This window comes from Rhodoferax sp. RT5P35 (genome assembly GCF_056521385.1).
Window position 1 is genome coordinate 18,286 of record NZ_JBWMAX010000016.1, and the last position, 21,073, is coordinate 39,358.

The 21,073-nt window shown below is 61.1% G+C and carries 23 protein-coding genes and 1 tRNA gene; 21 read left to right on the forward strand and 3 right to left on the reverse strand.

Annotated elements, in window-relative coordinates; all coding sequences use genetic code 11:
* Positions 1-12: 12 nt before the first annotated feature.
* From iscU to AC097L_RS20540, 7 genes are all read left to right on the forward strand, one after another.
* Complete coding sequence (gene iscU, locus AC097L_RS20510) at positions 13-417, forward strand: Fe-S cluster assembly scaffold IscU (RefSeq protein ID WP_479588574.1); 405 nt, start codon at positions 13-15, stop codon at positions 415-417.
* 2 nt (positions 418-419) lie between these two features.
* Positions 420-743: an iron-sulfur cluster assembly protein IscA gene (gene iscA, locus AC097L_RS20515; RefSeq protein WP_479588575.1), complete on the forward strand. Its 324-nt coding sequence runs from the start codon at positions 420-422 to the stop codon at positions 741-743.
* Positions 744-814: 71 nt separating this feature from the next.
* Positions 815-1,327, forward strand: coding sequence for a Fe-S protein assembly co-chaperone HscB (gene hscB / locus AC097L_RS20520; protein ID WP_479588576.1), 513 nt, complete (start codon positions 815-817; stop codon positions 1,325-1,327).
* 27 nt (positions 1,328-1,354) lie between these two features.
* A complete protein-coding gene (gene hscA / locus AC097L_RS20525) occupies positions 1,355-3,220 on the forward strand; it encodes a Fe-S protein assembly chaperone HscA (RefSeq protein WP_479588577.1) in 1,866 nt (621 codons plus the stop codon).
* Between the two features lies 1 nt (position 3,221).
* On the forward strand, positions 3,222-3,560 hold the full coding sequence (gene fdx, locus AC097L_RS20530; RefSeq protein WP_479588578.1) for an ISC system 2Fe-2S type ferredoxin: 339 nt from the start codon (positions 3,222-3,224) through the stop codon (positions 3,558-3,560).
* A 58-nt stretch (positions 3,561-3,618) separates the two neighbouring features.
* Positions 3,619-4,332, forward strand: coding sequence for a DNA polymerase III subunit epsilon (dnaQ, locus tag AC097L_RS20535; protein ID WP_479588579.1), 714 nt, complete (start codon positions 3,619-3,621; stop codon positions 4,330-4,332).
* Between the two features lie 49 nt (positions 4,333-4,381).
* Positions 4,382-4,456: transfer RNA gene (locus AC097L_RS20540), tRNA-Val, on the forward strand.
* Between the two features lie 87 nt (positions 4,457-4,543).
* On the opposite strand, the gene AC097L_RS20545 is transcribed toward AC097L_RS20540, so the two are convergent.
* Positions 4,544-4,999, reverse strand: coding sequence for a hypothetical protein (locus AC097L_RS20545; protein ID WP_479588580.1), 456 nt, complete (start codon positions 4,997-4,999; stop codon positions 4,544-4,546).
* Between the two features lie 299 nt (positions 5,000-5,298).
* On the opposite strand from AC097L_RS20545, the gene AC097L_RS20550 reads away from it, so the two are divergent.
* From AC097L_RS20550 to AC097L_RS20565, 4 genes are read left to right on the forward strand one after another with little or no spacing between them, the layout of a single operon-like run.
* Positions 5,299-6,147 carry an undecaprenyl-diphosphate phosphatase gene (locus tag AC097L_RS20550; RefSeq protein WP_479588581.1) on the forward strand — a complete coding sequence of 283 codons (849 nt, stop codon included), beginning with the start codon at positions 5,299-5,301 and terminating at the stop codon, positions 6,145-6,147.
* Positions 6,137-7,162: an FtsH protease activity modulator HflK gene (hflK, locus tag AC097L_RS20555; protein ID WP_479588582.1), complete on the forward strand. Its 1,026-nt coding sequence runs from the start codon at positions 6,137-6,139 to the stop codon at positions 7,160-7,162. The genes AC097L_RS20550 and hflK overlap by 11 nt, the downstream gene beginning before the upstream one ends.
* Before the next feature lie 8 nt (positions 7,163-7,170).
* Positions 7,171-8,055 carry a protease modulator HflC gene (gene hflC, locus AC097L_RS20560; RefSeq protein WP_479588583.1) on the forward strand — a complete coding sequence of 295 codons (885 nt, stop codon included), beginning with the start codon at positions 7,171-7,173 and terminating at the stop codon, positions 8,053-8,055.
* An 18-nt stretch (positions 8,056-8,073) separates the two neighbouring features.
* Positions 8,074-9,228: a TerC family protein gene (locus AC097L_RS20565; RefSeq protein WP_479588584.1), complete on the forward strand. Its 1,155-nt coding sequence runs from the start codon at positions 8,074-8,076 to the stop codon at positions 9,226-9,228.
* Positions 9,229-9,230: 2 nt separating this feature from the next.
* Here AC097L_RS20565 and AC097L_RS20570 read toward each other — a convergent pair whose 3' ends face one another.
* The gene (locus AC097L_RS20570) at positions 9,231-9,986 is read right to left on the reverse strand and encodes a PP2C family protein-serine/threonine phosphatase (RefSeq protein ID WP_479588585.1); all 756 of its coding nucleotides are present in this window, start codon (positions 9,984-9,986) and stop codon (positions 9,231-9,233) included.
* Between the two features lie 99 nt (positions 9,987-10,085).
* On the opposite strand from AC097L_RS20570, the gene AC097L_RS20575 reads away from it, so the two are divergent.
* On the forward strand, positions 10,086-10,289 hold the full coding sequence (locus tag AC097L_RS20575; protein ID WP_315241545.1) for a YdcH family protein: 204 nt from the start codon (positions 10,086-10,088) through the stop codon (positions 10,287-10,289).
* Positions 10,289-12,316 carry an ATP-dependent DNA helicase gene (locus AC097L_RS20580; protein WP_479588658.1) on the forward strand — a complete coding sequence of 676 codons (2,028 nt, stop codon included), beginning with the start codon at positions 10,289-10,291 and terminating at the stop codon, positions 12,314-12,316. The genes AC097L_RS20575 and AC097L_RS20580 overlap by 1 nt, the downstream gene beginning before the upstream one ends.
* On the opposite strand, the gene AC097L_RS20585 is transcribed toward AC097L_RS20580, so the two are convergent.
* Positions 12,279-13,085 carry an outer membrane protein assembly factor BamD gene (locus tag AC097L_RS20585; RefSeq protein ID WP_479588586.1) on the reverse strand — a complete coding sequence of 269 codons (807 nt, stop codon included), beginning with the start codon at positions 13,083-13,085 and terminating at the stop codon, positions 12,279-12,281. The genes AC097L_RS20580 and AC097L_RS20585 overlap by 38 nt on opposite strands.
* A 32-nt stretch (positions 13,086-13,117) precedes the next feature.
* Here AC097L_RS20585 and AC097L_RS20590 point away from each other — a divergent pair, with 32 nt between their 5' ends.
* The 8 genes from AC097L_RS20590 to ispG all read left to right on the forward strand — a co-directional run bounded on the left by AC097L_RS20590 (position 13,118) and on the right by ispG (position 21,042).
* Positions 13,118-14,131 (forward strand): RluA family pseudouridine synthase, encoded by a 1,014-nt coding sequence (locus AC097L_RS20590; protein WP_479588659.1) that lies wholly within the window; start codon positions 13,118-13,120, stop codon positions 14,129-14,131.
* A 147-nt stretch (positions 14,132-14,278) separates the two neighbouring features.
* Positions 14,279-14,953 (forward strand): SMC-Scp complex subunit ScpB, encoded by a 675-nt coding sequence (gene scpB / locus AC097L_RS20595; RefSeq protein ID WP_479588587.1) that lies wholly within the window; start codon positions 14,279-14,281, stop codon positions 14,951-14,953.
* On the forward strand, positions 14,940-16,208 hold the full coding sequence (locus AC097L_RS20600) for a pseudouridine synthase (RefSeq protein ID WP_479588588.1): 1,269 nt from the start codon (positions 14,940-14,942) through the stop codon (positions 16,206-16,208). Before scpB ends, AC097L_RS20600 begins: the two co-directional genes overlap by 14 nt.
* Before the next feature lie 140 nt (positions 16,209-16,348).
* Positions 16,349-16,777: a nucleoside-diphosphate kinase gene (gene ndk, locus AC097L_RS20605; RefSeq protein ID WP_367849884.1), complete on the forward strand. Its 429-nt coding sequence runs from the start codon at positions 16,349-16,351 to the stop codon at positions 16,775-16,777.
* A 26-nt stretch (positions 16,778-16,803) separates the two neighbouring features.
* Positions 16,804-18,045, forward strand: a complete 1,242-nt coding sequence (gene rlmN, locus AC097L_RS20610) for a dual-specificity RNA methyltransferase RlmN (RefSeq protein WP_479588589.1) — start codon at positions 16,804-16,806, stop codon at positions 18,043-18,045.
* A 3-nt stretch (positions 18,046-18,048) separates the two neighbouring features.
* Entirely contained in the window at positions 18,049-18,918 is an 870-nt protein-coding gene (pilW, locus tag AC097L_RS20615) for a type IV pilus biogenesis/stability protein PilW (RefSeq protein ID WP_479588590.1), read from the forward strand.
* Positions 18,911-19,756, forward strand: coding sequence for a helix-turn-helix domain-containing protein (locus tag AC097L_RS20620; RefSeq protein ID WP_479588591.1), 846 nt, complete (start codon positions 18,911-18,913; stop codon positions 19,754-19,756). The genes pilW and AC097L_RS20620 overlap by 8 nt, the downstream gene beginning before the upstream one ends.
* Positions 19,756-21,042: a flavodoxin-dependent (E)-4-hydroxy-3-methylbut-2-enyl-diphosphate synthase gene (gene ispG, locus AC097L_RS20625; RefSeq protein WP_479588592.1), complete on the forward strand. Its 1,287-nt coding sequence runs from the start codon at positions 19,756-19,758 to the stop codon at positions 21,040-21,042. Before AC097L_RS20620 ends, ispG begins: the two co-directional genes overlap by 1 nt.
* Positions 21,043-21,073 lie beyond the last annotated feature (31 nt).

A 21,073-nucleotide genomic window follows, 5' to 3' on the forward strand; every position in this document is an offset into this window, starting at 1 on the left:
AGGTAAAACACCATGGCTTATTCTGAAAAAGTGGTTGACCACTATGAAAACCCCCGCAACGTTGGCTCGTTTGAAAAAGGCGACGACAGCGTAGGAACCGGCATGGTCGGTGCACCGGCTTGTGGCGACGTGATGAAGCTGCAAATCAAGGTCAACCCCGTCACTGGTGTGATCGAAGATGCGCGTTTCAAGACCTACGGCTGCGGCTCGGCTATCGCGTCCAGCTCACTGGTCACCGAATGGGTTAAGGGCAAAACCTTGGACGAAGCGGCGGCCTTGAAAAACAGCCAGATCGCCGAAGAACTGGCGCTGCCCCCGGTCAAGATCCACTGTTCCATCCTGGCCGAAGATGCCATCAAGGCTGCGGTTAGCGACTACAAGCAAAAACACGCTGCGGCGGCTGCCCTGGTTCACTGAACATGGCTGTCACGCTGACTGAGGCCGCTGCCCGGCATGTCACCCGCTACTTGGCCAAACGCGGCAAGGGCGTGGGCGTGCGTCTGGGTGTCAAAACCACGGGTTGCTCGGGCCTGGCTTACAAGCTGGAGTATGTGGATGAATTCGCCCCCGAAGACGCGATTTTCGAAGGCCATGGCGTTAAAGTGCTGGTCGATCCGAAAAGCCTGGCCTATATCGACGGCACGCAACTCGATTTCGTGCGGGAGGGCTTGAACGAAGGCTTCAAGTTTGAAAACCCGAACGAACGCGACAAATGTGGGTGCGGAGAGAGCTTCCGAATCTAGGCTTTCCGCACCCGCCACCAACCGCCCGAGCCAAGCAACCTGCTTGCCGCGGCGGTTTTTTCTTGGTAGCCATGAACCTTCAATCCAACGACTTCGCGCTGTTTGACGTCCCCGTGCAGTTCACGCAAGACCATGCCGCCATGCAAACCCGCTGGCAGGCCTTGCAGCGCGAGGCGCATCCGGACCGCTTTGCCGCCCAGGCCGGTGCGGCACAGCGCGTGGCCATGCAGTGGTCGGTGCGCATCAACGAAGCCTGGGCGCGGCTGAAAGACCCGCTCAAGCGCGCAGCCTACCTGTGCGAGCTCCATGGCGCGCCCATCCAGGCTGAAAATAACACTGCCATGCCCATCGCATTCTTGGTGCAGCAGATGGAGTGGCGCGAGGCCCTCGACGATGCCAATAGCGCAGCTGTTTTGGAAGCCTTGAACGCGCAAGTGCTGCAAGCCCGCCGCGAAGGCCTGGCCCAATGCGCGCAGCTGCTGGACGAGGCCAAAGACTACGCCGCCGCCGCCCAGCAGGTCCGCGCGCTGATGTTCATCGAGCGCTTTGCCCGCGACGTGGACGATGCTATCGACCGCCTGTGACAATCGACGAATAACTTCCTACTTCCCATGGCGCTCCTCCAAATTTCTGAACCCGGCCAGTCGCCCGACCCGCACCAGCGTCGCCATGCCGTCGGCATCGACCTCGGCACCACCCATTCCCTGGTCGCCACGGTGCGTAGCGGCGAAGCCGTGTGCCTGCCCGACGACCAGGGCAGGGTGATCCTGCCCAGCGTGGTGCGCTATCTGGCGGGCGACAAACGCCAGATCGGCCATGACGCACTCGCCGCCCAGGCTAGCGACCCCGAAAATACCATCGCCTCCGTGAAGCGTTTCATGGGCCGCGGCCTGGCCGACATCGCCCAGCGCGAAAAGCTGCCCTATGTCTTCATCGACAAACCCGGCATGGTCGGCCTGCACACGGCGCATGGCGAGAAATCGCCGGTCGAAGTCAGCGCCGAGATCCTGGCTACCCTGCGTTTCCGTGCCGAAGACAGCTTTCTGGACGACGTGTACGGTGCGGTCATCACCGTGCCCGCCTACTTCGACGATGCCCAGCGCCAGGCTACCAAGGACGCAGCACAACTGGCCGGGCTGAACGTACTGCGCCTGATCAACGAGCCCACGGCCGCGGCCATCGCTTACGGGCTGGACAACGGCAGCGAAGGCATTTACGCGGTGTACGACCTGGGTGGCGGCACCTTCGATATCAGCATCCTCCGCCTGAGCCAGGGCGTGTTCGAGGTGATTGCCACCGGCGGCGACGCTGCCCTGGGCGGCGACGACTACGACCGCGCCCTGGCCGACTGGGTACTGGCCCAAACCGGTCAGCAGGCCGTATCCGCATCCGACAAGGTGGCGCTGAACGCCGCAGCGCGGGCTTGCAAGGAAGCGCTGTCTGCTACGGATTTAGTAGCTATCCGTGCAGATCTATCAAGCGCTAGCATCGGATTTAACGTTAAAAAATCAGACTTTGAAGCCGCCACCGCACACCTCACCACCCGCACCATGGCCGCAGTGCGCAAGGCGCTGCGCGATGCCAGGTTGGGCGTAGACGAAGTGCAGGGCACGGTGATGGTGGGCGGCTCCACCCGCATGCCGCAAATCCAGCGCGCCGTGGCCGACTTCTTTGGCCGCGCGCCGCTCACCAACCTGAACCCCGACGAAGTCGTCGCCCTGGGTGCCGCCATCCAGGCCAACCAGCTGGCGGGCAATCGGTCGGTAGATGGGGCAGGGGACTTGCTGCTGCTGGACGTGATTCCGCTGTCGTTGGGCATTGAAACCATGGGCGGCCTGGTCGAGCGCATCGTGCCGCGCAACCAGACCATCCCTACGGCGATGGCGCAAGATTTCACCACTTACCAGGACGGCCAGACGGCGTTGGCCTTGCACGTGGTGCAGGGCGAGCGCGACCTGGTGGCCGACTGCCGCAGCCTGGCCCGTTTCGAGCTGCGCGGCATCCCGCCCATGGCCGCTGGTGCCGCGCGCATCCGAGTCACCTTCACGGTGGATGCCGACGGCCTGCTCAGCGTAGCCGCGAAAGAGCAGGGCAGTGGCGTGGAAGCGCAGATCACCGTCAAGCCCAGCTACGGCCTGAGCGACGAGCAGATTGCCCAGATGCTGCAAGACAGCTTCCACACCGCCGCCCAAGACATGCAGGCCCGCGCCTTGGTCGAAGCCCGAGTGGATGCCGACCGCATGCTGCTGGCCACCCAGAGTGCGCTGGCAGCGGATGCCGATTTGTTATCTGCAGACGAGCTGTCCACCATCGAAGCCTTGCGGGCCGAGCTGGTCCAGGCCAAGCTACTTACCGATGCCAAGCTGGTCGAAGCCGTTACCAAAAAACTGGCCGATGGCACCGAAGCCTTCGCCGCCGCCCGCATGAACAGGGGTATCCAGCACGCCCTGTCTGGCAAGAACATCGAGACCCTCTGATATGCCCATCATCAAAATCCTGCCCCATCCCGAATATTGCCCGCAAGGTGCCGAGATCAGCGCGCCCGCCGGCACCTCGATCTGCGAAGCCATGCTGGACAACCACATCAACATCGAGCACGCCTGTGACATGAGCTGCGCTTGCACCACCTGCCACGTCATCGTGCGCGAGGGTTTTCAGTCGCTGGGCGAGCTGGACGAAAATGAAGAAGACCTGCTGGACCGCGCCTGGGGTCTGGAGCCGCAGTCGCGTCTGGGTTGCCAGGCGTTCCTGAGCCAGCAAGACGTGACTGTGGAAATCCCCAAATATACGGTGAACCACGCCAAAGAACTCCATTGATAAAAACGGCCGCTAGCGCAGGTGATGCCTGCACGAGTAGCTATTAAAAAGATAGTTTATGCGCCAAATTATTCTGGATACCGAAACCACCGGCCTGTCGGCAGCGGGCGGTGACCGTATTCTGGAAATCGGCTGCGTCGAGCTGCTCAACCGCAAGCTCACCGGCCACCATTTCCACCGCTACATCAACCCCGAGCGCGACAGCCATGAAGACGCGCTGCGGGTGCACGGCATCACCACCGAGTTCCTGCGCGACAAGCCCAAGTTTGCCGAGATCGTGGACGCATTTTTGGCCTACTGCACTGACGCCGAGCTGGTCATCCACAACGCCGCGTTCGACGTCGGCTTTCTGAACAAAGAGCTGGAGCGTCTGGGCAAGCCGCCGCTGAAGCATTTTGTCAGCGGCGTGATCGACACCCTGGCCATGGCCAAGGAGCTCTACCCCGGCAAGCGCAATTCTCTCGATGCCCTGTGCGACCGGTTGGAAGTGGACCGTTCGGGCCGCGGCGTGCATGGCGCTTTGCTGGATGCCGAGCTGCTGTCGCAGGTCTACATCAACCTTACCCGTGGCCAGGATGCGCTGCTGATTGACGTGGGCGATGAAGACGCCAACGTGGCGACTGTGCCGCAGATGGACTTGAGCGGCTTTGTGCTGCCCGTACTGCATATCAGCGAAGAAGAGGCCGCTGCCCACCAGGACTTGCTGAAACAACTCGATAAATCGAGCGGCGGCAAGACGGTCTGGCGAATCCTTGAAAAAGATGTTGTATAATCTGTGGCTTACCTGATAGCGATTAAAAATCGCAGTCCAACAAATATCAGGGCGATTAGCTCAGGGGTAGAGCACTGCATTCACACTGCAGGGGTCGCAAGTTCGAAACTTGCATCGCCCACCAATTAAAGCCTTCCAAGTCATTGATTTGGAAGGCTTTTATCGTTGTGTACCCATGCTGGGGCCCGCTCGGACTCCATGCCGTGCAGAGTCACGCGAATGCGGAAAACGCGCTGATTAAATTCTGATTTTGGTTATCCGCAACCACCAAGTACGCCAATGTTGGATTGCTTTTCAATGCGGCCGTCCAGTTCGCCGTGGTGGTGTCTGTTGGACTGCCTGCCAAGCTTGTGTACTCGCCCGAGGCAACTGCCAACTGGCTGCTGGTAACCGGCACTCCGGTTTCCGTTGCACCTAGTAAATCCGCCAAATTGGATTGGGAAGTATCCACAGAAACGCCCGTACCGGCTTGTAAATACGAGTTCAGCAGGCCAGCAGCGGTATGGGTGGCAGGTGTTCCTGCTGCTGTGCCAAACGATGCAATGATGGAGGCATTATTGGACTGTTGTATGGCCGAATCCGTCAACTGGCCGAGACCCGTGATCGCGCTGCTCGCCGCATAGGGCGAGCCAAAACTGCTGGGTGTCGGTCCTGATATGGCTGCCATGGTGGATGCATTTTCTGTCCGCAGCCACTATTTTTCAAGCACCTTTACACCCCAAGTCGACTCCCCAAGCCGAGGTCCAGGCGCTTGCAAAACTGCCATTTTTCGGCTTTTAAGTCCACTGGATCAAAGCAATTGGTACCAGCCGCCAGGTGTTTTTTTTATCCGCATGCGCTGCGGCCATACCCGCAGTAAAGATTGCTTTACAAACGATAACCGCCCCTAGAATTCCGAAAATTCTAGGGACTCTGCCAGGGTCTCGTTCGCTACGTCCGACGTAGCATTTCTTTGCAATTCACCCCATGACCTTATTGAATGTGCTGGTCCTTGCGTTTGTGCAAGGCATCTGCGAACTGCTTCCAGTGTCCAGCTCGGCCCACGTCATCATGGCAGAAAAGTTGATGGGCCTGGACCCCACCTCTCCCGAAATGACGCTTTTGTTGGTGATGCTACACACGGGCACCATGTTCGCGGTGATTGTGTACTTTTGGCGTACTTGGCGCAGTACCTACTTCGCATCGGCCCAGGCCTTGCGGACCAACGGCCTTCATTTAGTGGTGGCCACCGTATTGACCGGCATCGTCGGTTTGACGCTGCTGCAAACCATCAAACACCTGTATGCCGCGAACAACCCGGCCTTTGAGATCGAACACTTATTTGGCAACCCGCAGATCATGGCGGCCGGGTTGGCCGTTACCGGACTGTTGATTTTGGTCTCGGCCTTTGGCAACACCCGCAAAGGCGATACCGGTGGCCCACTGACCGTGCGCAGTGCGGGCGTGGTGGGGGCGGTGCAGGGCATTTGCCTGCCGTTTCGTGGCCTGTCGCGTTCGGGTGCCACCATTTCCACCGGGCTCGCCCTGGGCGTGTCGCGGGCGCGGGCGGAAGCGTTCAGCTTTGCATTGGCCGTGGTGCTGACCCCGGCCGTCATCGTGAAGGAAGGCTACCGCTTTTTAAAGACCCCCCTGGCCAGTGGTGCCGGTGCTAGCGTGCTGCACCTGCTGGTGCCAAGCCTGTTGGGCATGGCGATGAGCTTTGTGGCGGGCTTGCTGGCCTTGCGCTGGCTTTCCAGTTGGCTGGCGCACGAGCGTTGGTATCTATTTGGTATTTATTGCCTGCTAGCGTCCATGGTCGTGTTTTTTGTCGGCTGAAGACGCTGCGCCACAGCTGCCCGAAACCAAGCCCTATGCCTGGTTGCAGTGGGTTCGGTACTACCTGGACTTGTTCGGATTGCGAGACAAGGGCTTGCTCTTGTTGGGTGGCCTGGTCTTGGTTGGCTGGGTGAATGCTGGTATTTACAAGGTGCAGCCAGACGAGCAAGGCGTGGTGCTTCGTTTCGGCAAATATATCGAGACTACCGGCCCGGGTTTGCATTACCACTGGCCTTACCCTGTAGAGACGATTTTGCTGCCCAAGGTCACGCAGGTGAACCAGTTGCAGCTAGGCGACAGCACTGCGGCCAAGGAGGGCGAGGATTCCCATGTGCGCCAAATGCTGACAGGGGACGAAAACATCGTGGAAGCCGAGTGCGCAGTGTTCTGGCGCATCAAGGATGCAGGGCAGTTTTTGTTCCGCATCAACAACCCCGAAGCGGCGGTGAAGATCGTGGCCGAGAGCGCGTTGCGCGAGATCATTGGCCGCACGCCCATCCAGGCGGCCATGTCCGATAAGCGCCAGCAAATCGGCGACCAGACACGCGAATTGCTGCAAAACCTCTTGGACAGGCAAAATTCGGGCATATTGATCACCCAGGTGCAGTTGCAGCGGGTAGATCCTCCTGCCGCAGTGATTGACGAGTTCAATGATGTGCAACGTGCCCGTGCCGACCAGGAGCGGGCCCGCAACGAGGCCGATGCGTATTCCAACGACATCATTCCGCACGCGCGCGGAGAGGCATCGCATATCCAGCAAGAAGCCGAGGCCTACAAAAGCCAGGTGGTGAACCTGGCCCATGGCGAGGCGCAAAGCTTTTTGTCGGTGTACCAAAGCTATGCCAAGGCCAAAGACGTGACAGCGTGGCGCCTGTACCTTGAGAGTGTGGACGAGGTGCTGAAGAAGGCCAGCAAGGTCATCATCGACACCTCGGGCAAAGGCGTGTCGGGTGTCGTTCCTTACATGCCCCTGGCCGAGAAAGACAAGCCCCGCGTGGTGGAGGTGGTCAAGTGAGTGCCCGGTTGCCCCGAACCCGTACGATGCTGGTGCTGGCTGCCTTGTTTTTGCTGTGGCTGGTGTCGGCCTCCACCTATTCGATCAGCGAGACACAGCAGGCCTTGATTGTGCGGGTAGGTAAACCGATTGCCGTGGTCTTCACCCCGGGCCTGGGTTTCAAGCTGCCGTTGATGGATTCGGTGGTGACCTACGACAAGCGTTTGCTAACGTTGGAGCCGCCGGCCGAGCAGGTGATTCTGGGTGACCAAAAGCGGCTGGAGGTGCAGACCTACACCCGCTACCGTATCGATGACCCGCTGCGCTTCTACCAGTCGCTGCGCACTTTGGAGCAGGCCAACCCGCAGTTGACGCAACTGGTGAGTTCGTCCTTGCGCAAAGAACTGGGGCAGGTGATGCTGCGATCACTGTTGTCGCAAGAGCGCACCCGCATCGTGGAACACATCCAGAAAGAGGTGCAAGAAAAAGCCCGCTCCCTGGGGATTGAAGTGTCAGAAGTGCGCTTTCACCGTGCCGATCTTCCGCTGGAGACCAGCCAGGCAATCTACAACCGCATGAAGTCCGAGCGCCAGCGTGAAGCCAAGGAGCTGCGCGCCCAGGGGTTCGAATGGGCGCAGGAAATTCAGGCCAAGGCCGATCGGGAGCGTACTGTGATTTTGTCTGAGGCGCAGCAGCAGTCTAAAATTATCCGTGGCGAGGCAGATGCGCAAGCCAGTGACATATTGGCCAGTGCGTTCCAGAAAGATCCCTCGTTTTACCGGCTGTACCGGTCTTTGCAGACCTACCGGCAGGCCCTGGCGGACGCGGGCCCGACCATCGTGCTGTCGCCCGATACCGAGTTCTTGCGCAACCTGAAATTCGGCCCTGGCCTGTCGACTGCAGCTCAAAAGTAGGGGCATATTGCGCTAGCCATGGACCCGGATAGTTTTCTCCACTACGCCGATCTGGCGCTGAAGAGTGCCTTCGTTGATCTGTTGCTGAGCGGAGACAACGCGGTGATGATTGCCATGGCGTGCCGATTTTTACCTGCTCCCCAGCGGCGGCAGGCCCTGTTGTTTGGTACGGTGTGCGCTATCGTTTTACGTCTGCTGCTGGGCACCGTGGCTGGGCTGTTGTTGGCTGTGCCCTATGTGAAGCTGGTCGGCGGTGTGGCGCTGGTAGCTATTGCAATCAAGCTTTTGGTGGTGGACCAAGCTGCCGATGAATCTTCGGATCCGAGCTTGCAGACTGCCGGATTCTGGCCGGTTTTTGGTGTCATCTTGCTCGCCGATCTGGTGATGGGTATCGACAACGTCGTCGGGCTGGTGGCCGTATCGCAGGGCAGTATGGGGGTGTTAGCGATCGGTTTGATGCTGAGCGTGCCCCTGCTGATGTATGGCAGCATGTTTGTCATGGACGTGCTGGGCCGTTATCCGCAGTGGGTGCTGGCCGGTGGGGTGGTGATGGGCTGGTTTGCCGGGGATATCGCCGTGGGCGACCCCACAGTGTCGGGATGGGTGTTGGCGCAGGCACCGTTTCTGGCGGATGTGGTGCCGTTGTTGGCGGCCGCTTTTGTTTTTGCCGAGAGCTACATTATTTCAGGGCAAAAGCAAGTGCTGGCTGCGCGACGCCCACACACGGTGCTGGCGACCCCGGTGCGGTGTGTTGCACAGGTAGCCCAAATCACCAACTCAAGCCCGCCGACAGAATTGCCCAAAAATAAACTGTATTGGAACTGGCGCAGTCTGCAAATGGCCGGAGGCGGTCTGGCGGGTGCCGCCTTATTGGGCTTGGCGTACGCTGAATTGCCGCTGTACACCGGATCGGATGCACTGCGCCGCTATGACTGCAACGCGCCTGCCGGGGCGGTGGTGTACTACCGCCCCGGCAGTGGCATGCTGATCATGGGTTCCCAGTTGAACAGCGCAACAGGCATGGTTTCCAATAACCAAGTTGACTGGGGTGACAGCCGTGCATCGCGTACCGCGTTGGGTTTCGCACCGCCCACGGCATTGGGCAATGTAGGTCCGACAGCGATAACGCTCAACGGCGGCGCATTTTCTGCAACCCGTTGCGTTGCGCATTGAACTTATAGCGCTCCGATGTGGATGACGATCATGGACAGGTTGTCGCCGGTACCGCGTGCCCGGGTGCGCGCTGTCTCCATCAACAACACGGTCGCTTCCTTTGGCGGCATGCTGCATAGCACCTCGCCGAGCTCGCTCTCGGAAAAGTAATGCCAAACGCCGTCGCTGCAGGCCATGATCACATCGCCGGGGCGCACCTGCGGCAGGATATGGATGTCTACCGGCGGGTCGGCTTCGGTACCTAAGCAGCCGAGCAAAATGTTGGAGTCAGGATGGCTGTTGGCTTCCTCGGGGGTGATTTCACCGCGTTCTACCAAGGTTTGCACATAAGAGTGGTCCAGCGTGCGCTTCACCAATTGGGTTTGGTGGTAGTGGTAGATGCGTGAGTCGCCAGTGTGGGCCCAGAAGCATTGGCCTGATGGTTGGATGACGAACAGCGCTGCCGTGCTGTGGGGCTCTTCTTCGGCCGAGATGGCGGTGAGCTTGATGACCAGGTGGGCTTCTTCGATGATGTGCTTGAGCATGCTGGGTGCATCGTCGGTGTAAGGGTCGAAGCGTTCAAATAGTTGCTTGGCCGTCATCATCACTTGGTCTGAGGCTTTGCGCCCGCCGCTGCGTCCGCCCATGCCGTCGGCTACCACGCCCAGGATGCAGCCGTTGACGCGCGCATGGCTGATCAACGTCAGCTGGTCTTGTTGGTAGTCACGATCGCCTTTGTGCAGGCCCGTAGAAGCGGTGATTTTGAAACCTGGGGTCATGGTGCAATGCTTTGCTGGTGGTTGGCGCAAAAGACGCGGCTCATAATGGCGAACGCCAGTTTATCCCTAGCGGCTTGCCTCTCTACCTAGACCACTGCCTTGACTGCCAATCTCCATTCCCCTGAACGCCAACTGATAGAACTGCGCATGGAGCATGCCGATCTGGATGCCACGATCGACTACCTGGTCGAACACAAGCCACTGGATGAATTGATGTTGCAGCGTCTGAAAAAACGCCGCTTGGCCCTGCGCGACAAAATTTCGCGCCTGGAAATCTCTTTAGATCCCAAAGAGCCCGCTTGATGGACCTGCAAAGCCAGGTGCGCGAGGCGTTTGCGCCGCAGGGCGCGTTAGCCCGCACGGCCGAACACTTCCAGCCCCGGCAAGGGCAATTAGACATGGCATTGGCGATTGGCCGCACCATAAAAGAGGGCGGTGTACTGGTGGTAGAGGCGGGCACCGGGGTAGGCAAGACCTTTGCCTACCTGGTCCCGGCGCTGCTCAGCGGCGAGCGGGTGCTGCTGTCTACCGCCACCAAAACCCTGCAGGACCAGCTTTTTGGCCGCGACCTGCCCGGTTTGTTGAAAGCCCTGGGTTTGCCACTCCGCACCGCACTGCTGAAAGGGCGGAGTAGTTATTTGTGCCTGCACCGCCTGGGCCAGGCCCGCTCGGACCAGCACCATTTCGAGCGGCCTGTGCTGCAAACCTTGGCCGATATCGAGCAATGGGCGCAGGCGACTCGCAGCGGGGACCTGGCAGAGCTATCGGATCTGGATGAACGCTCGCCCCTGGTGCCGCTGGTCACCTCGACCCGAGAGAACTGCCTGGGTGCGCAATGTCCGCAGTTTCGCGCCTGCCATGTCAATTTGGCGCGGCGCGAAGCCCTGGCGGCCGATGTGGTGGTGCTGAACCACCATGTATTTTTTGCCGATCTGGCGGTGCGCGAATCGGGGATGGCCGAGCTGTTGCCTACCGCGCGTATCGCCATCTTTGACGAGGCGCACCAGCTCAATGAAACCGGTGTGCAGTTTCTGGGTACCCACCTCAGCACCGGGCAATGGCTGGACTTTGCCCGCGACGTACTGGCGATAGGCATGCAGCAGGCACGGGGTTTAGTGGATTGGCAACAGGTGGTGTTGGTGCTGGAGCGGGCCGTGCGCGAGTTACGCCTGGTGGTCGGAAAGCTGCCCGCGGGCAGCAAACTGCGCTGGTCTGGCGTGGCACCCGATGGCGTTCCGGAGGCCTTGTGGAGCGATGCCATGGCGGAGGTGGTGGGGGCCTTGCAGCAAGCAATTGTGGCGCTGGATACCGTCACTGAGTTGGCCCCCGACTTTGTGCGCCTGCATGCGCGGGCCGTGGGTTTGGCCGAACGTGTGCAGCAGTTTGCCCAAGCTTGCGAACCGGCATCGGTGCGCTGGCTGGATGTGGGCCAGCAGTTGCGCCTGACCGAATCGCCACTCGACATTGCCCACGCAGTGCAAACCCGGTTGCTCCCACCCACCGAGGGTGCGCAGGCCAAATCGTGGATTTTTACCTCGGCAACTTTGGGCGACGACGCGCGCCTGGGCTGGTTTACCGAGCGCTGTGGCCTGCAGGATGCCACTTGTCTGCGGGTCGAGAGTCCGTTTGACTACGCCACGCAAGCCGCGCTGTATGTACCGCGCCATCTGCCCAAGCCTAGTGACCCGTTGCACAGCGCGCAGGTTGCAGCATGGGCCGCGGTGGCCGTTCGGCAACTGGGCGGACGCACGATGGTGTTGACTACCTCGCTGCGCGCCTTACGCACCATTGGTGACAGTTTGCAGATCGCATTTGCAGGCAGCACAGAGATCGAGGTTCTGGTGCAGGGCCAATGGCCCAAGCGCCGCTTGATGGAGCGTTTGCGCCAGGGCGGTGCGGATGGCATGCCGGGTTGCGTGCTGGTGGCATCTGCCTCATTTTGGGAGGGGGTGGATGTGCCGGGCGAGATGTTGCAGCTGGTCATCATCGATAAGCTGCCGTTTCCGGCACCCAATGACCCGGTGGTGGAGGCGCGCACCCAGCGCATCGAGGCAGAGGGCGGTAGCCCTTTTATGGATTATTTTGTTCCCGAGGCCGCGGTGGCCTTGAAGCAAGGTGCTGGCCGCCTGATACGGCATGAGTCCGACCGGGGGGTGCTGGTGGTCTGCGACACCCGGCTGGTGGCCATGGGCTATGGCAAGCGCATCCGGGCCGCGTTGCCGCCCATGCGGACACTGAAAACCGATGCCGAGTTTCAGGAGGCCCTGAAAGCTTTACAAGGACTTGGATCGATTACCACACCTTCCACCACGGCGAATCCTTGGTCTTGAAGCCGCTGGCGGTGTACTGGCTATTGGGGTAGTTGATGGCTAACACCCGTTGGGTGTCGTCACGCAACTGCGTCATGCCAAGGGCTTCGTACGACTTCACCATGATGTAGAGGCCTTCTTCCAGTGCAGGCACATTGCTGTAGTCGGCCAGTGCTGCCTGGGCACGGTTTATGGCCGCCACATACGCACCCCGGCTGTAATAGTAGCGCGCCACATGCACCTCGTACTGCCCCAGCGAGTTCACGATGTACACCATGCGCTGGCGAGCATCTGGTGTGTAGCGTGAGTCGGGGAAGCGGGTACTCAGTTCTTTGAAGGACTCAAACGACTCCTTGGCCGCTTTTTGATCCCGTTCGGACAGGTCTTGTCGGCTCAAGAATGAAAACAAGCCGAGGTCTTCGTTGAAGTTGATGATGCCTTTGAGGTACAGCGCGTAATCCAGCGCAGAACTGGACGGATGGAGCTTGATAAAGCGGTCGAGTGTTGCCAGCGCCTGGGCCTTGTCGCCGGTTTTGTAATAGGCGTAAGCTTTTTCCAGCTGCGCTTGCTGGGCCAGTGGTGTGCCGGCGGCACGGCCTTCGAGCTTTTCAAACAAATTGACGGCCTTATCGTAGGCCCCAGAATTCATCTCGTCCTTGGCCTCCGAATAAATCTTGTTCGGGCTCCAGCCAACGGTTTTGTCTGCTTCCACCGTAGCGCAGGCGGACAAGACCGCTACAAGACCGACCGTCAGAAGGCTGGGGAACACCGATAATCTAGAACGAAACATCTCAGGCTACTTTCTTGAAACTAAGCAATTCGATTATATCGACCGACCCCGCAGGCGAAGAGTTTGCCGAAAACGCTCCGGACATTGCGGAATCCGGCCTCGATTCTGTTTTGGAGAGCGAGCTGCGCCCCCTCACCATCACCGAGGCCCAGCATGGCGGGCGGCTGGACCGCGCGCTGGTCGACCTGGTGCCCGAATTCTCGCGCAGCTATCTGCAACAGCTGATTGAGTCCGGGGCGGTGACCTTGCAGGGCCGTCTGGCCACTAAGCCGTCGGCCAAGGTGCGGGCCGGCGAGGTGGGTGCTATCGAGTTGCGCCCCACCTTGCAAAGCAAGGCTTTCAAGCCAGAAGCGATGGCGCTCGATGTGGTGTTTGAAGACGAACACCTGCGCGTCATCCACAAGCCCGCCGGGCTTGTGGTGCACCCCGCACCTGGCAACTGGAGCGGCACCTTGCTCAATGGGTTGCTGGCGCGGGATGTACAGGCCCAGATGCTGCCCCGGGCTGGTATTGTCCACCGCTTGGACAAAGACACCAGCGGTCTGATGGTGGTGGCGCGCACCCGGGCGACCATGGATGCCTTGGTAACCCTGATTGCGGCGCGTGAGGTGAGTCGCCAATACCTGGCCTTGGCGCACAAGCCCTGGGCTGGTCCGGCCCACCGCACCGTAGATCTGCCGATTGGCCGCGACCCGCGCAACCGGCTGCGCATGGCCGTGGTGGATCTGGCAGTGCAGGGAGGTAAAACCGCCCGGACCGATGTTGCCTTGCTGCATAACTTCGACCAGGGCTGCTTTGTGCGCTGCACCCTGCACACCGGTCGTACCCACCAGATACGCGTGCACATGGCTACTGCTGGACACCCCCTGGTGGGCGACGGGGTGTATGGAGGAACCCCGGCGGCGGGACTGGCGCGGCAGGCCTTGCATGCGACGCAATTGGCATTTGTGCACCCCATTACCGGCGAGGCATTGAAATTCCATGCGCCGTTGCCTGCTGACATGCGTGCTGCGTTGGCCGAGTGGGGTCTCAGTTACAATGGCTAAAAGCGTTTTGAAGCTCAGGCAGCAGTTCTGACGCTCGCCGGTTTTTGCAACACCCTGTGCACAGAGCTGAGGGCTGGCTGCAATTCGAAACCCACGCTGTCGATTTTGTGCAGTCCCAGGCACGTTTTCCCGGAATATTGAACCACCATGAACACGGCAGAGGCCAAGCGCGTCCTCGAAGCTGCGCTGATTTGCGCGCAGCAGCCCTTGCCTGTGCGCGATATGCGGGTGCTGTTTGAAGACGCCCTGGCTGCAGATACCGTGAAAGCAATGCTGCTGGAGCTGCAAAACGATTGGGCCCAGCGCAGCGTCGAGTTAGTGCAGGTAGCCAGCGGCTGGCGTTTTCAAAGCCGACCCGAAATGCGCGAGTACCTGGACCGCTTGCATCCCGAAAAACCCCCGCGTTACAGCCGTGCCACGCTGGAAACCTTGGCCATCATTGCCTACCGCCAGCCCGCCACACGGGGTGACATGGAGGAAATCCGTGGTGTCACCATCAGCGCCATGATCATCAAGCAGCTGGAAGACAGGGGCTGGATCGAAGTGATTGGCCACCGCGAAACCGTGGGCCGCCCGGCCTTGTTTGCCACCACCCGGCAGTTTTTGGACGATTTAGGTCTGTCATCGCTAGACCAATTGCCACTGGCCGACGACCCTGTGCAGCGTGCCGAATTGCTGGCATCGCTGACCCGCACCGAAGAGCCCACCCTGGTGGAGCTTGCCCCCATTCCTCCTAGTTTTCCCATTTCCCCGATTTTCCCCGAGGGGCCTGTCGATACGGTGGCAGCCCCGATAACCGAGATACCCCATGAACATCCCTGAAGAATCTACGCCGCTGCCCACCCCCCTTTTGAAGACCGAGGAGGGCAACCGCTTTCTGGATGTGGTGTCTGGTCAGTTCGATGCCGACGAAGAGGTGGCGGACCTGGCACCTGCCAAGCGGGTACTGCTGCCCCAGGCCGAAAGCCCCAAGCTGCACAAGGTGCTGGCCCAGGCCGGTATGGGTTCGCGCCTGGAGATGGAGCAGCTTATCCTGGAGGGCCGTATCTCGGTCAACAACGAGCCCGCCCACATCGGCCAGCGCGTGCAGTTTGGCGACTCGGTCAAGGTCAACGGCAAACCCGTGCGTTTTCGTATCGAGCCGCCGCCCGCCCGCGTGATTGCCTACCATAAGCCCGTGGGCGAAGTGGTCACCAACGACGACCCGCAAAACCGTCCCACCGTGTTCCGCCGCCTGCCCAAGCTGCACCAGGGCAAGTGGCAATCGGTCGGTCGGCTGGATCTGAATACCGAAGGCCTGCTGCTGTTCACCAGCTCGGGCGAGCTGGCCAACCAGCTGATGCACCCGCGTTTTGGCCTGGAGCGGGAGTACGCGGTGCGCGTGCTGGGCGCTTTAAACAAGGAAGAAAAGCAGCGCCTGCTCGACGGTGTCAAGCTGGACGACGGCATGGCCTCGTTCGGCAGCATTGAAGAAGGCGGCGGCGAGGGCTCCAACTGCTGGTACCGGGTCACCATCTCTGAAGGCCGTAACCGCGAAGTCCGCCGCATGCTGGAAGCTGTGGGCCACGCCGTGAGCCGGCTCATCCGTATCCGCTACGGTGCCATGCTGCTGCCGCGCGGCCTCAAGCGCGGTGGCTGGATGGAGCTGGACGAGCGCGACATCCAGGCCCTGGTCCGGGCGGCCAACAAGGCCCCGGCAGGCGAATTCGACGAAGTACCCCGCCAGGCCCGTGCACCCAGCCACCGTCCGCCCAATCCCCTGGATAAACGTGAAGCGCCCAACCGTACCCGCGGTGGCCGCAACACCGGTGGCCGCGGCCCACGCCCATCGGGTGCCAATGCGCCTATGGCGCCCAACCCCCTGATGACCAACCAGATTGGTGGCAAAGGCCGTGGCCCGGTGCGTAAAGATGCTGGCGGCCAGCCCGACCCGATGAAAACCTCGCTGGGTTACATCGGTGCCGATAGCCTGGTGCGCCAGCGCAAGGAGCCGAATCAGGGCGGGCCACGGCGTGGTGGTAGCGGTAACGGAGGCAATGGTGGCAACGGTGGCGGCAGAGGCGGCCGTAACCGTTAAGCGCCTCGCCAGGCACCGCAATCGCCTACACCACGGCGGCCTATTCGTAAAGAGGACATGCTGCCGGGTTAAACTCGCAGGCTTTGCTTAGTTGGCAAAATTCCCATAAAACCCAATTTCTGAATCTCATAGGAAAAATCATGGCAATCGAACGCACTCTCTCCATCATCAAGCCCGACGCCGTTGCCAAGAACGTCATCGGCCAGATTTACGCCCGTTTTGAAGCTGCTGGCCTGAAGGTCATTGCTGCCCGCATGGCCCACCTGTCGCGCGGTGAAGCCGAAGCTTTCTACGCTGTGCACGCTGCCCGTCCTTTCTTCAAGGACCTGGTCGAGTTCATGATCTCTGGCCCCGTGATGATCCAGGCCCTGGAAGGTGAAAACGCCATCCTGAAGAACCGTGACCTGATGGGTGCTACCGACCCCAAGAAGGCCGACGCTGGCACCATCCGCGCCGACTTCGCTGACAGCATTGATGCCAACGCTGTGCACGGCTCCGACGCAGCTGAAACCGCCAAGGAAGAAATCGCTTTCTTCTTCGCCGGCATGAACGTTTACGCCGCCAAGTAACTAGCGCTCTCCTTCGCGCTTTTGCAATGACGGCCAACCTGCTCGACTTTGACCTCGACGGCTTGGCCGCGTTTTGCGAACGGCTCGGTGAAAAGCGTTTCCGCGCCACCCAGCTGTTCCGCTGGATCCACCAACGTGGAGCTACCGATTTCGAGCAGATGAGCGATTTGGCCAAGTCCTTGCGCAACAAGCTGGCCACCAGCGCGCATGTGCAGGGCCTGCCGCTCATCAGCCAGCACGCATCCACCGACGGCACCATCAAGTGGCTGTTCGATGTGGGCGACGGCAACGCCGTCGAAGCGGTATTTATTCCCGAGTATGGAGACGCCGGGCCGCCCCAAGGCGCAGTACCGCACCCTCGGGGGGCGGTTGCCGCAGGCAGCCGGGGGTCGTCAGTGCTTGACCGGGGCACCCTGTGCGTATCGTCTCAGGCGGGCTGTGCCGTAGGCTGCCGCTTTTGCTCCACCGGCCACCAAGGCTTCAGCCGCAACCTCACTACTGGTGAAATCGTTGCGCAGCTCTGGTTTGCCGAACACTTCCTGCGCAAGCACCTCAACACCTCTGAACGTGTCATCTCCAACGTGGTGATGATGGGCATGGGCGAGCCCTTGCAGAATTACAACGCTCTGGTGCCCGCCCTGAAAGTCATGCTGGACGACCACGGGTACGGCCTGTCGCGCCGCCGGGTCACGGTGTCCACCTCGGGCGTGGTACCGATGATTGACCGGCTGGGCCTGGATTGCCCCGTCGCCCTGGCCGTGTCGCTGCACGCACCGAACGATGCGCTGCGCGACAATCTGGTGCCGCTAAATAAAAAGTACCCGCTGGCCGAGTTGCTGGAGTCCTGCAACCGCTACCTGGCGCACGCGCCGCGCGACTTCATTACCTTTGAATACTGCATGCTGGACGGCGTGAACGACCAGCCCGAGCACGCCCAGCAACTGATTGCCCTGGTGCAGCAATACCGCCAGCCCGGCGTGTGGTGCAAGTTCAACCTCATTCCGTTCAACCCTTTCCCGGCATCCGGTCTGCTGCGCTCGCCCATGGCCCGGGTCACGGCGTTTGCCAAGATGCTCAGCGATGCAGGCATCATCACTACGGTGCGCAAGACCCGGGGTGACGATATCGATGCCGCCTGCGGACAGCTCGCAGGCGATGTGAAAGACCGCACCCAGGTCGTCAAGCGCATGGCGCAGCAACGGGTGGTGATGATGGCGCAGGTTCTGACCGCGGTGGACGCATTGGACAATCAGGTTAAAGGGGCTTGAGGCATGCAAAAATTTCTGTGTACAGCGGTGCTGGTTCGGTTGTTGGCGGGTTTTTCTTTGTTGGCGGGCCTCCAGGCCTGCACCACGACCACAACCACCACCAGCACCTCCAACAGCAGCACGGTGACTACGCCCACACCCCGAGCAGCCCCGGTGCCTGTAGCGCAGGGCGAATTGCTCACCGATTCTGACGAGCCGGAGGCCCGAAAGCGTGCCCGTACCCGCATGCAACTGGCTGTGGCTTATTTCGAGCAAGGCCAGACGACCGTGGCACTGGATGAGTTGAAGCAGGCCCTGGTGATCGACCCGTCTTTCTCTGATGCCTACAACCTGCGCGGCCTGATCTACATGCGGCTCAACGACATGCGCCTGGCCGAAGACAGCTTTCGCCGCGCCCTGGCCACCAACCCCCGCGAACCCAACACCTTGCATAACTACGGCTGGCTGATGTGCCAGCAGGGCCGTTACCCCGAGTCGATCCAGATGTTCGAGCAGGCGCTGGCCAACCCGACCTATGGTGCCCGTTCTAAAACCTGGATGGCCGAGGGACTGTGCCAGCAGCGCGCCGGCCTGCTGCCCGAGGCTGAGCGCAACCTGGCCCGCGCCTACGAGCTGGACGCGGGCAATCCCATCATTGCCTACAACCTGTCGACCCTGCTGTTCCAGCGTGGAGAGTGGTTGCGAGCGCAGTTCTACATCCGCCGATTGAACAATTCCGAGCTGGCCAACGCCGAGTCCTTGTGGCTTGGCATCAAGGTCGAGCGCCGCATGGAAAACCGCGAAGCCATGCTGCAGTTGGTGGACCAATTGAAAAAACGTTTTGGCCAGTCGCGTGAGCTGGCCGCATATGACAGAGGGGCATTCGATGAGTGAGCCAGTGGGGCAAGAGGGAATTGCGTTGAACGCGGTGCCGGATAGTGCCGCCTCCGCCGTAGAGGCTGGCAATTTGCTGCGCAAGGCGCGCGAAGCCACCGGCCTGCACGTCGCCGCCTTGGCCGTGTCGCTGAAGGTGCCGGTGAACAAGCTTGAGGCGCTAGAAGCAGGGCGCATCGACCTGCTGCCCGACCTGACCTTTGCGCGGGCGCTGGCCGCCAGTGTGTGCCGCACGCTCAAAATCGACCCCACCCCGGTGCTGGCGCATTTTCCGGCCACGGGTGTTTCCCGGCTGGGTGCCGAGGCCCCGTCCATCAACACGCCGTACCGCCCGACGGGCTCAGGCCCGCGCATATCGCTTCGCGGGCAGATGCTGAGCCCGTCGGTATTGGCGGTGGCTGCCTTGCTCGTTGCTGCAGTGGCGGTGGTGCTCTGGCCCAAATCTTCCGATGACAGCAAAGACGCGGTGGCCGTATTGGCCCCGGGTGTGGAGGCCACAGAGGCCCCCGTAGCGCCAGTGCCGATGGCCGATGCATCCGAGCCCATGCCTGCCGAGGCGGTAGTTGCCCCCACGGTCGCCGCGGCTTCGTCCGCATCTGCAACCCAGGGTCTGGTACTCACGGCCCAGGCGGAGTCCTGGGTCAAGGTGACCGATGCCAAAGGGGTGGCGAGTGTGGGCCGCAACCTTAAACCTGGTGAAACTGTGGAAGTCACTGGTCCTTTCCCGATGGCCATCGTGGTGGGACGTGTGGATGCCGTGCAGTTGCAAGTGCGCGGCCAGCCTTATGACATGGCGGCTTTCCCCAAAGACCGTGTTGCCCGTTTCGAGGTGAAGTGATGCCCTCCACATACTCTGCGCTGGACTTTTCCACCCCGATTGACGCTGCCGCACCCCGTGTGCGCAGCACCTACCAGGCCCATGTGCGCTGGGGCGCCCGTGATGTGACCGTCGGTGGTGATGCCCCGGTGCGGGTGCAGTCCATGACCAATACCGATACGGTAGATGCCATCGGCACCGCCATCCAGGTCAAAGAACTGGCGCTCGCGGGCTCGGAGATGGTGCGCATCACCGTCAACACCCCCGAGGCCGCCCAGGCCGTGCCCTACATCCGCGAACAGCTTGACCGCATGGGCATCGACGTGCCCCTGGTCGGCGATTTCCACTACAACGGCCACCGATTGCTGACCGATTTTCCGGCCTGCGCCGAAGCCTTGTCCAAATACCGCATCAACCCCGGTAACGTGGGCAAGGGCGACAAGCGCGACCGCCAGTTCGGCCAGATGATCGAGGCCGCGGTACGCTGGAAAAAAGCCGTGCGCATTGGCGTGAACTGGGGCAGCCTGGACCAGGAACTGCTGGCCGGGCTGATGGACGAAAACAGCCGCCGTGCGGTGCCCTGGGATGCCAAGCCGGTGATGTACCAGGCGCTGATCACCTCGGCCATCGAGTCCGCCCGGCTGGCCGAATCCATGGGCCTGCCGCCCGAGCAAATCATTCTGTCGTGCAAGGTCAGCGGTGTGCAGGACCTGATTTCGGTTTACCGCGCTTTGGCCCAACGCTGCCGCTACGCCCTGCACCTGGGCCTGACCGAAGCCGGCATGGGCACCAAGGGCACGGTGGCCTCCAGCGCCGCGCTGGCCGTGTTGCTGCAAGAAGGCATTGGTGACACCATCCGCGTCTCGCTCACGCCCCAGCCCGGCGAGGCCCGCACGCAAGAGGTGGTGGTCGCGTCCGAAATTCTGCAGTCGCTGGGCCTGCGCAGCTTTGTGCCCAGCGTCACCGCCTGCCCCGGCTGTGGCCGCACCACCAGCACCACCTTCCAGGAGCTGACCAAGCAGATCGACGACTTTTTGCGCGCGCAAATGCCCGTCTGGCGCGAGCAGTACCCCGGTGTCGAGGCCATGAAGGTCGCGGTGATGGGTTGCATCGTCAACGGCCCGGGCGAGAGCAAGCATGCCGACATCGGCATCAGCCTGCCGGGCACCGGTGAAGCGCCCGCCGCGCCGGTCTACATCGACGGTGAGAAGAGCGTCACCTTGCGGGGCGACAAAATCGCCCAGGAATTCCAGGTGATCGTAGAAAACTATATCGCCAAGCGCTTCGGTAGCCCTGCGCTGGCCTAGTTGAAAATTAAGTGTCAAATCGGCCTCTGGC

What these genes read in the sequence shown, in the direction of transcription:
- iscA (WP_479588575.1), top strand. Translation starts at nt 420, where the DNA reads ATGGCTGTCACGCTGACTGAGGCCGCTGCCCGGCATGTCACCCGCTAC.
- AC097L_RS20585 (WP_479588586.1), bottom strand. Translation starts at nt 13,085, where the DNA reads ATGTTTCGTTCTAGATTATCGGTGTTCCCCAGCCTTCTGACGGTCGGT.
- hscB (WP_479588576.1), top strand. Translation starts at nt 815, where the DNA reads ATGAACCTTCAATCCAACGACTTCGCGCTGTTTGACGTCCCCGTGCAG.
- AC097L_RS20570 (WP_479588585.1), bottom strand. Translation starts at nt 9,986, where the DNA reads ATGACCCCAGGTTTCAAAATCACCGCTTCTACGGGCCTGCACAAAGGC.
- hscA (WP_479588577.1), top strand. Translation starts at nt 1,355, where the DNA reads ATGGCGCTCCTCCAAATTTCTGAACCCGGCCAGTCGCCCGACCCGCAC.
- AC097L_RS20600 (WP_479588588.1), top strand. Translation starts at nt 14,940, where the DNA reads ATGAACATCCCTGAAGAATCTACGCCGCTGCCCACCCCCCTTTTGAAG.
- scpB (WP_479588587.1), top strand. Translation starts at nt 14,279, where the DNA reads ATGAACACGGCAGAGGCCAAGCGCGTCCTCGAAGCTGCGCTGATTTGC.
- iscU (WP_479588574.1), top strand. Translation starts at nt 13, where the DNA reads ATGGCTTATTCTGAAAAAGTGGTTGACCACTATGAAAACCCCCGCAAC.
- fdx (WP_479588578.1), top strand. Translation starts at nt 3,222, where the DNA reads ATGCCCATCATCAAAATCCTGCCCCATCCCGAATATTGCCCGCAAGGT.
- pilW (WP_479588590.1), top strand. Translation starts at nt 18,049, where the DNA reads ATGCAAAAATTTCTGTGTACAGCGGTGCTGGTTCGGTTGTTGGCGGGT.
- ispG (WP_479588592.1), top strand. Translation starts at nt 19,756, where the DNA reads ATGCCCTCCACATACTCTGCGCTGGACTTTTCCACCCCGATTGACGCT.
- AC097L_RS20545 (WP_479588580.1), bottom strand. Translation starts at nt 4,999, where the DNA reads ATGGCAGCCATATCAGGACCGACACCCAGCAGTTTTGGCTCGCCCTAT.
- AC097L_RS20620 (WP_479588591.1), top strand. Translation starts at nt 18,911, where the DNA reads ATGAGTGAGCCAGTGGGGCAAGAGGGAATTGCGTTGAACGCGGTGCCG.
- dnaQ (WP_479588579.1), top strand. Translation starts at nt 3,619, where the DNA reads ATGCGCCAAATTATTCTGGATACCGAAACCACCGGCCTGTCGGCAGCG.
- ndk (WP_367849884.1), top strand. Translation starts at nt 16,349, where the DNA reads ATGGCAATCGAACGCACTCTCTCCATCATCAAGCCCGACGCCGTTGCC.
- rlmN (WP_479588589.1), top strand. Translation starts at nt 16,804, where the DNA reads ATGACGGCCAACCTGCTCGACTTTGACCTCGACGGCTTGGCCGCGTTT.
- AC097L_RS20550 (WP_479588581.1), top strand. Translation starts at nt 5,299, where the DNA reads ATGACCTTATTGAATGTGCTGGTCCTTGCGTTTGTGCAAGGCATCTGC.
- AC097L_RS20580 (WP_479588658.1), top strand. Translation starts at nt 10,289, where the DNA reads ATGGACCTGCAAAGCCAGGTGCGCGAGGCGTTTGCGCCGCAGGGCGCG.
- AC097L_RS20565 (WP_479588584.1), top strand. Translation starts at nt 8,074, where the DNA reads ATGGACCCGGATAGTTTTCTCCACTACGCCGATCTGGCGCTGAAGAGT.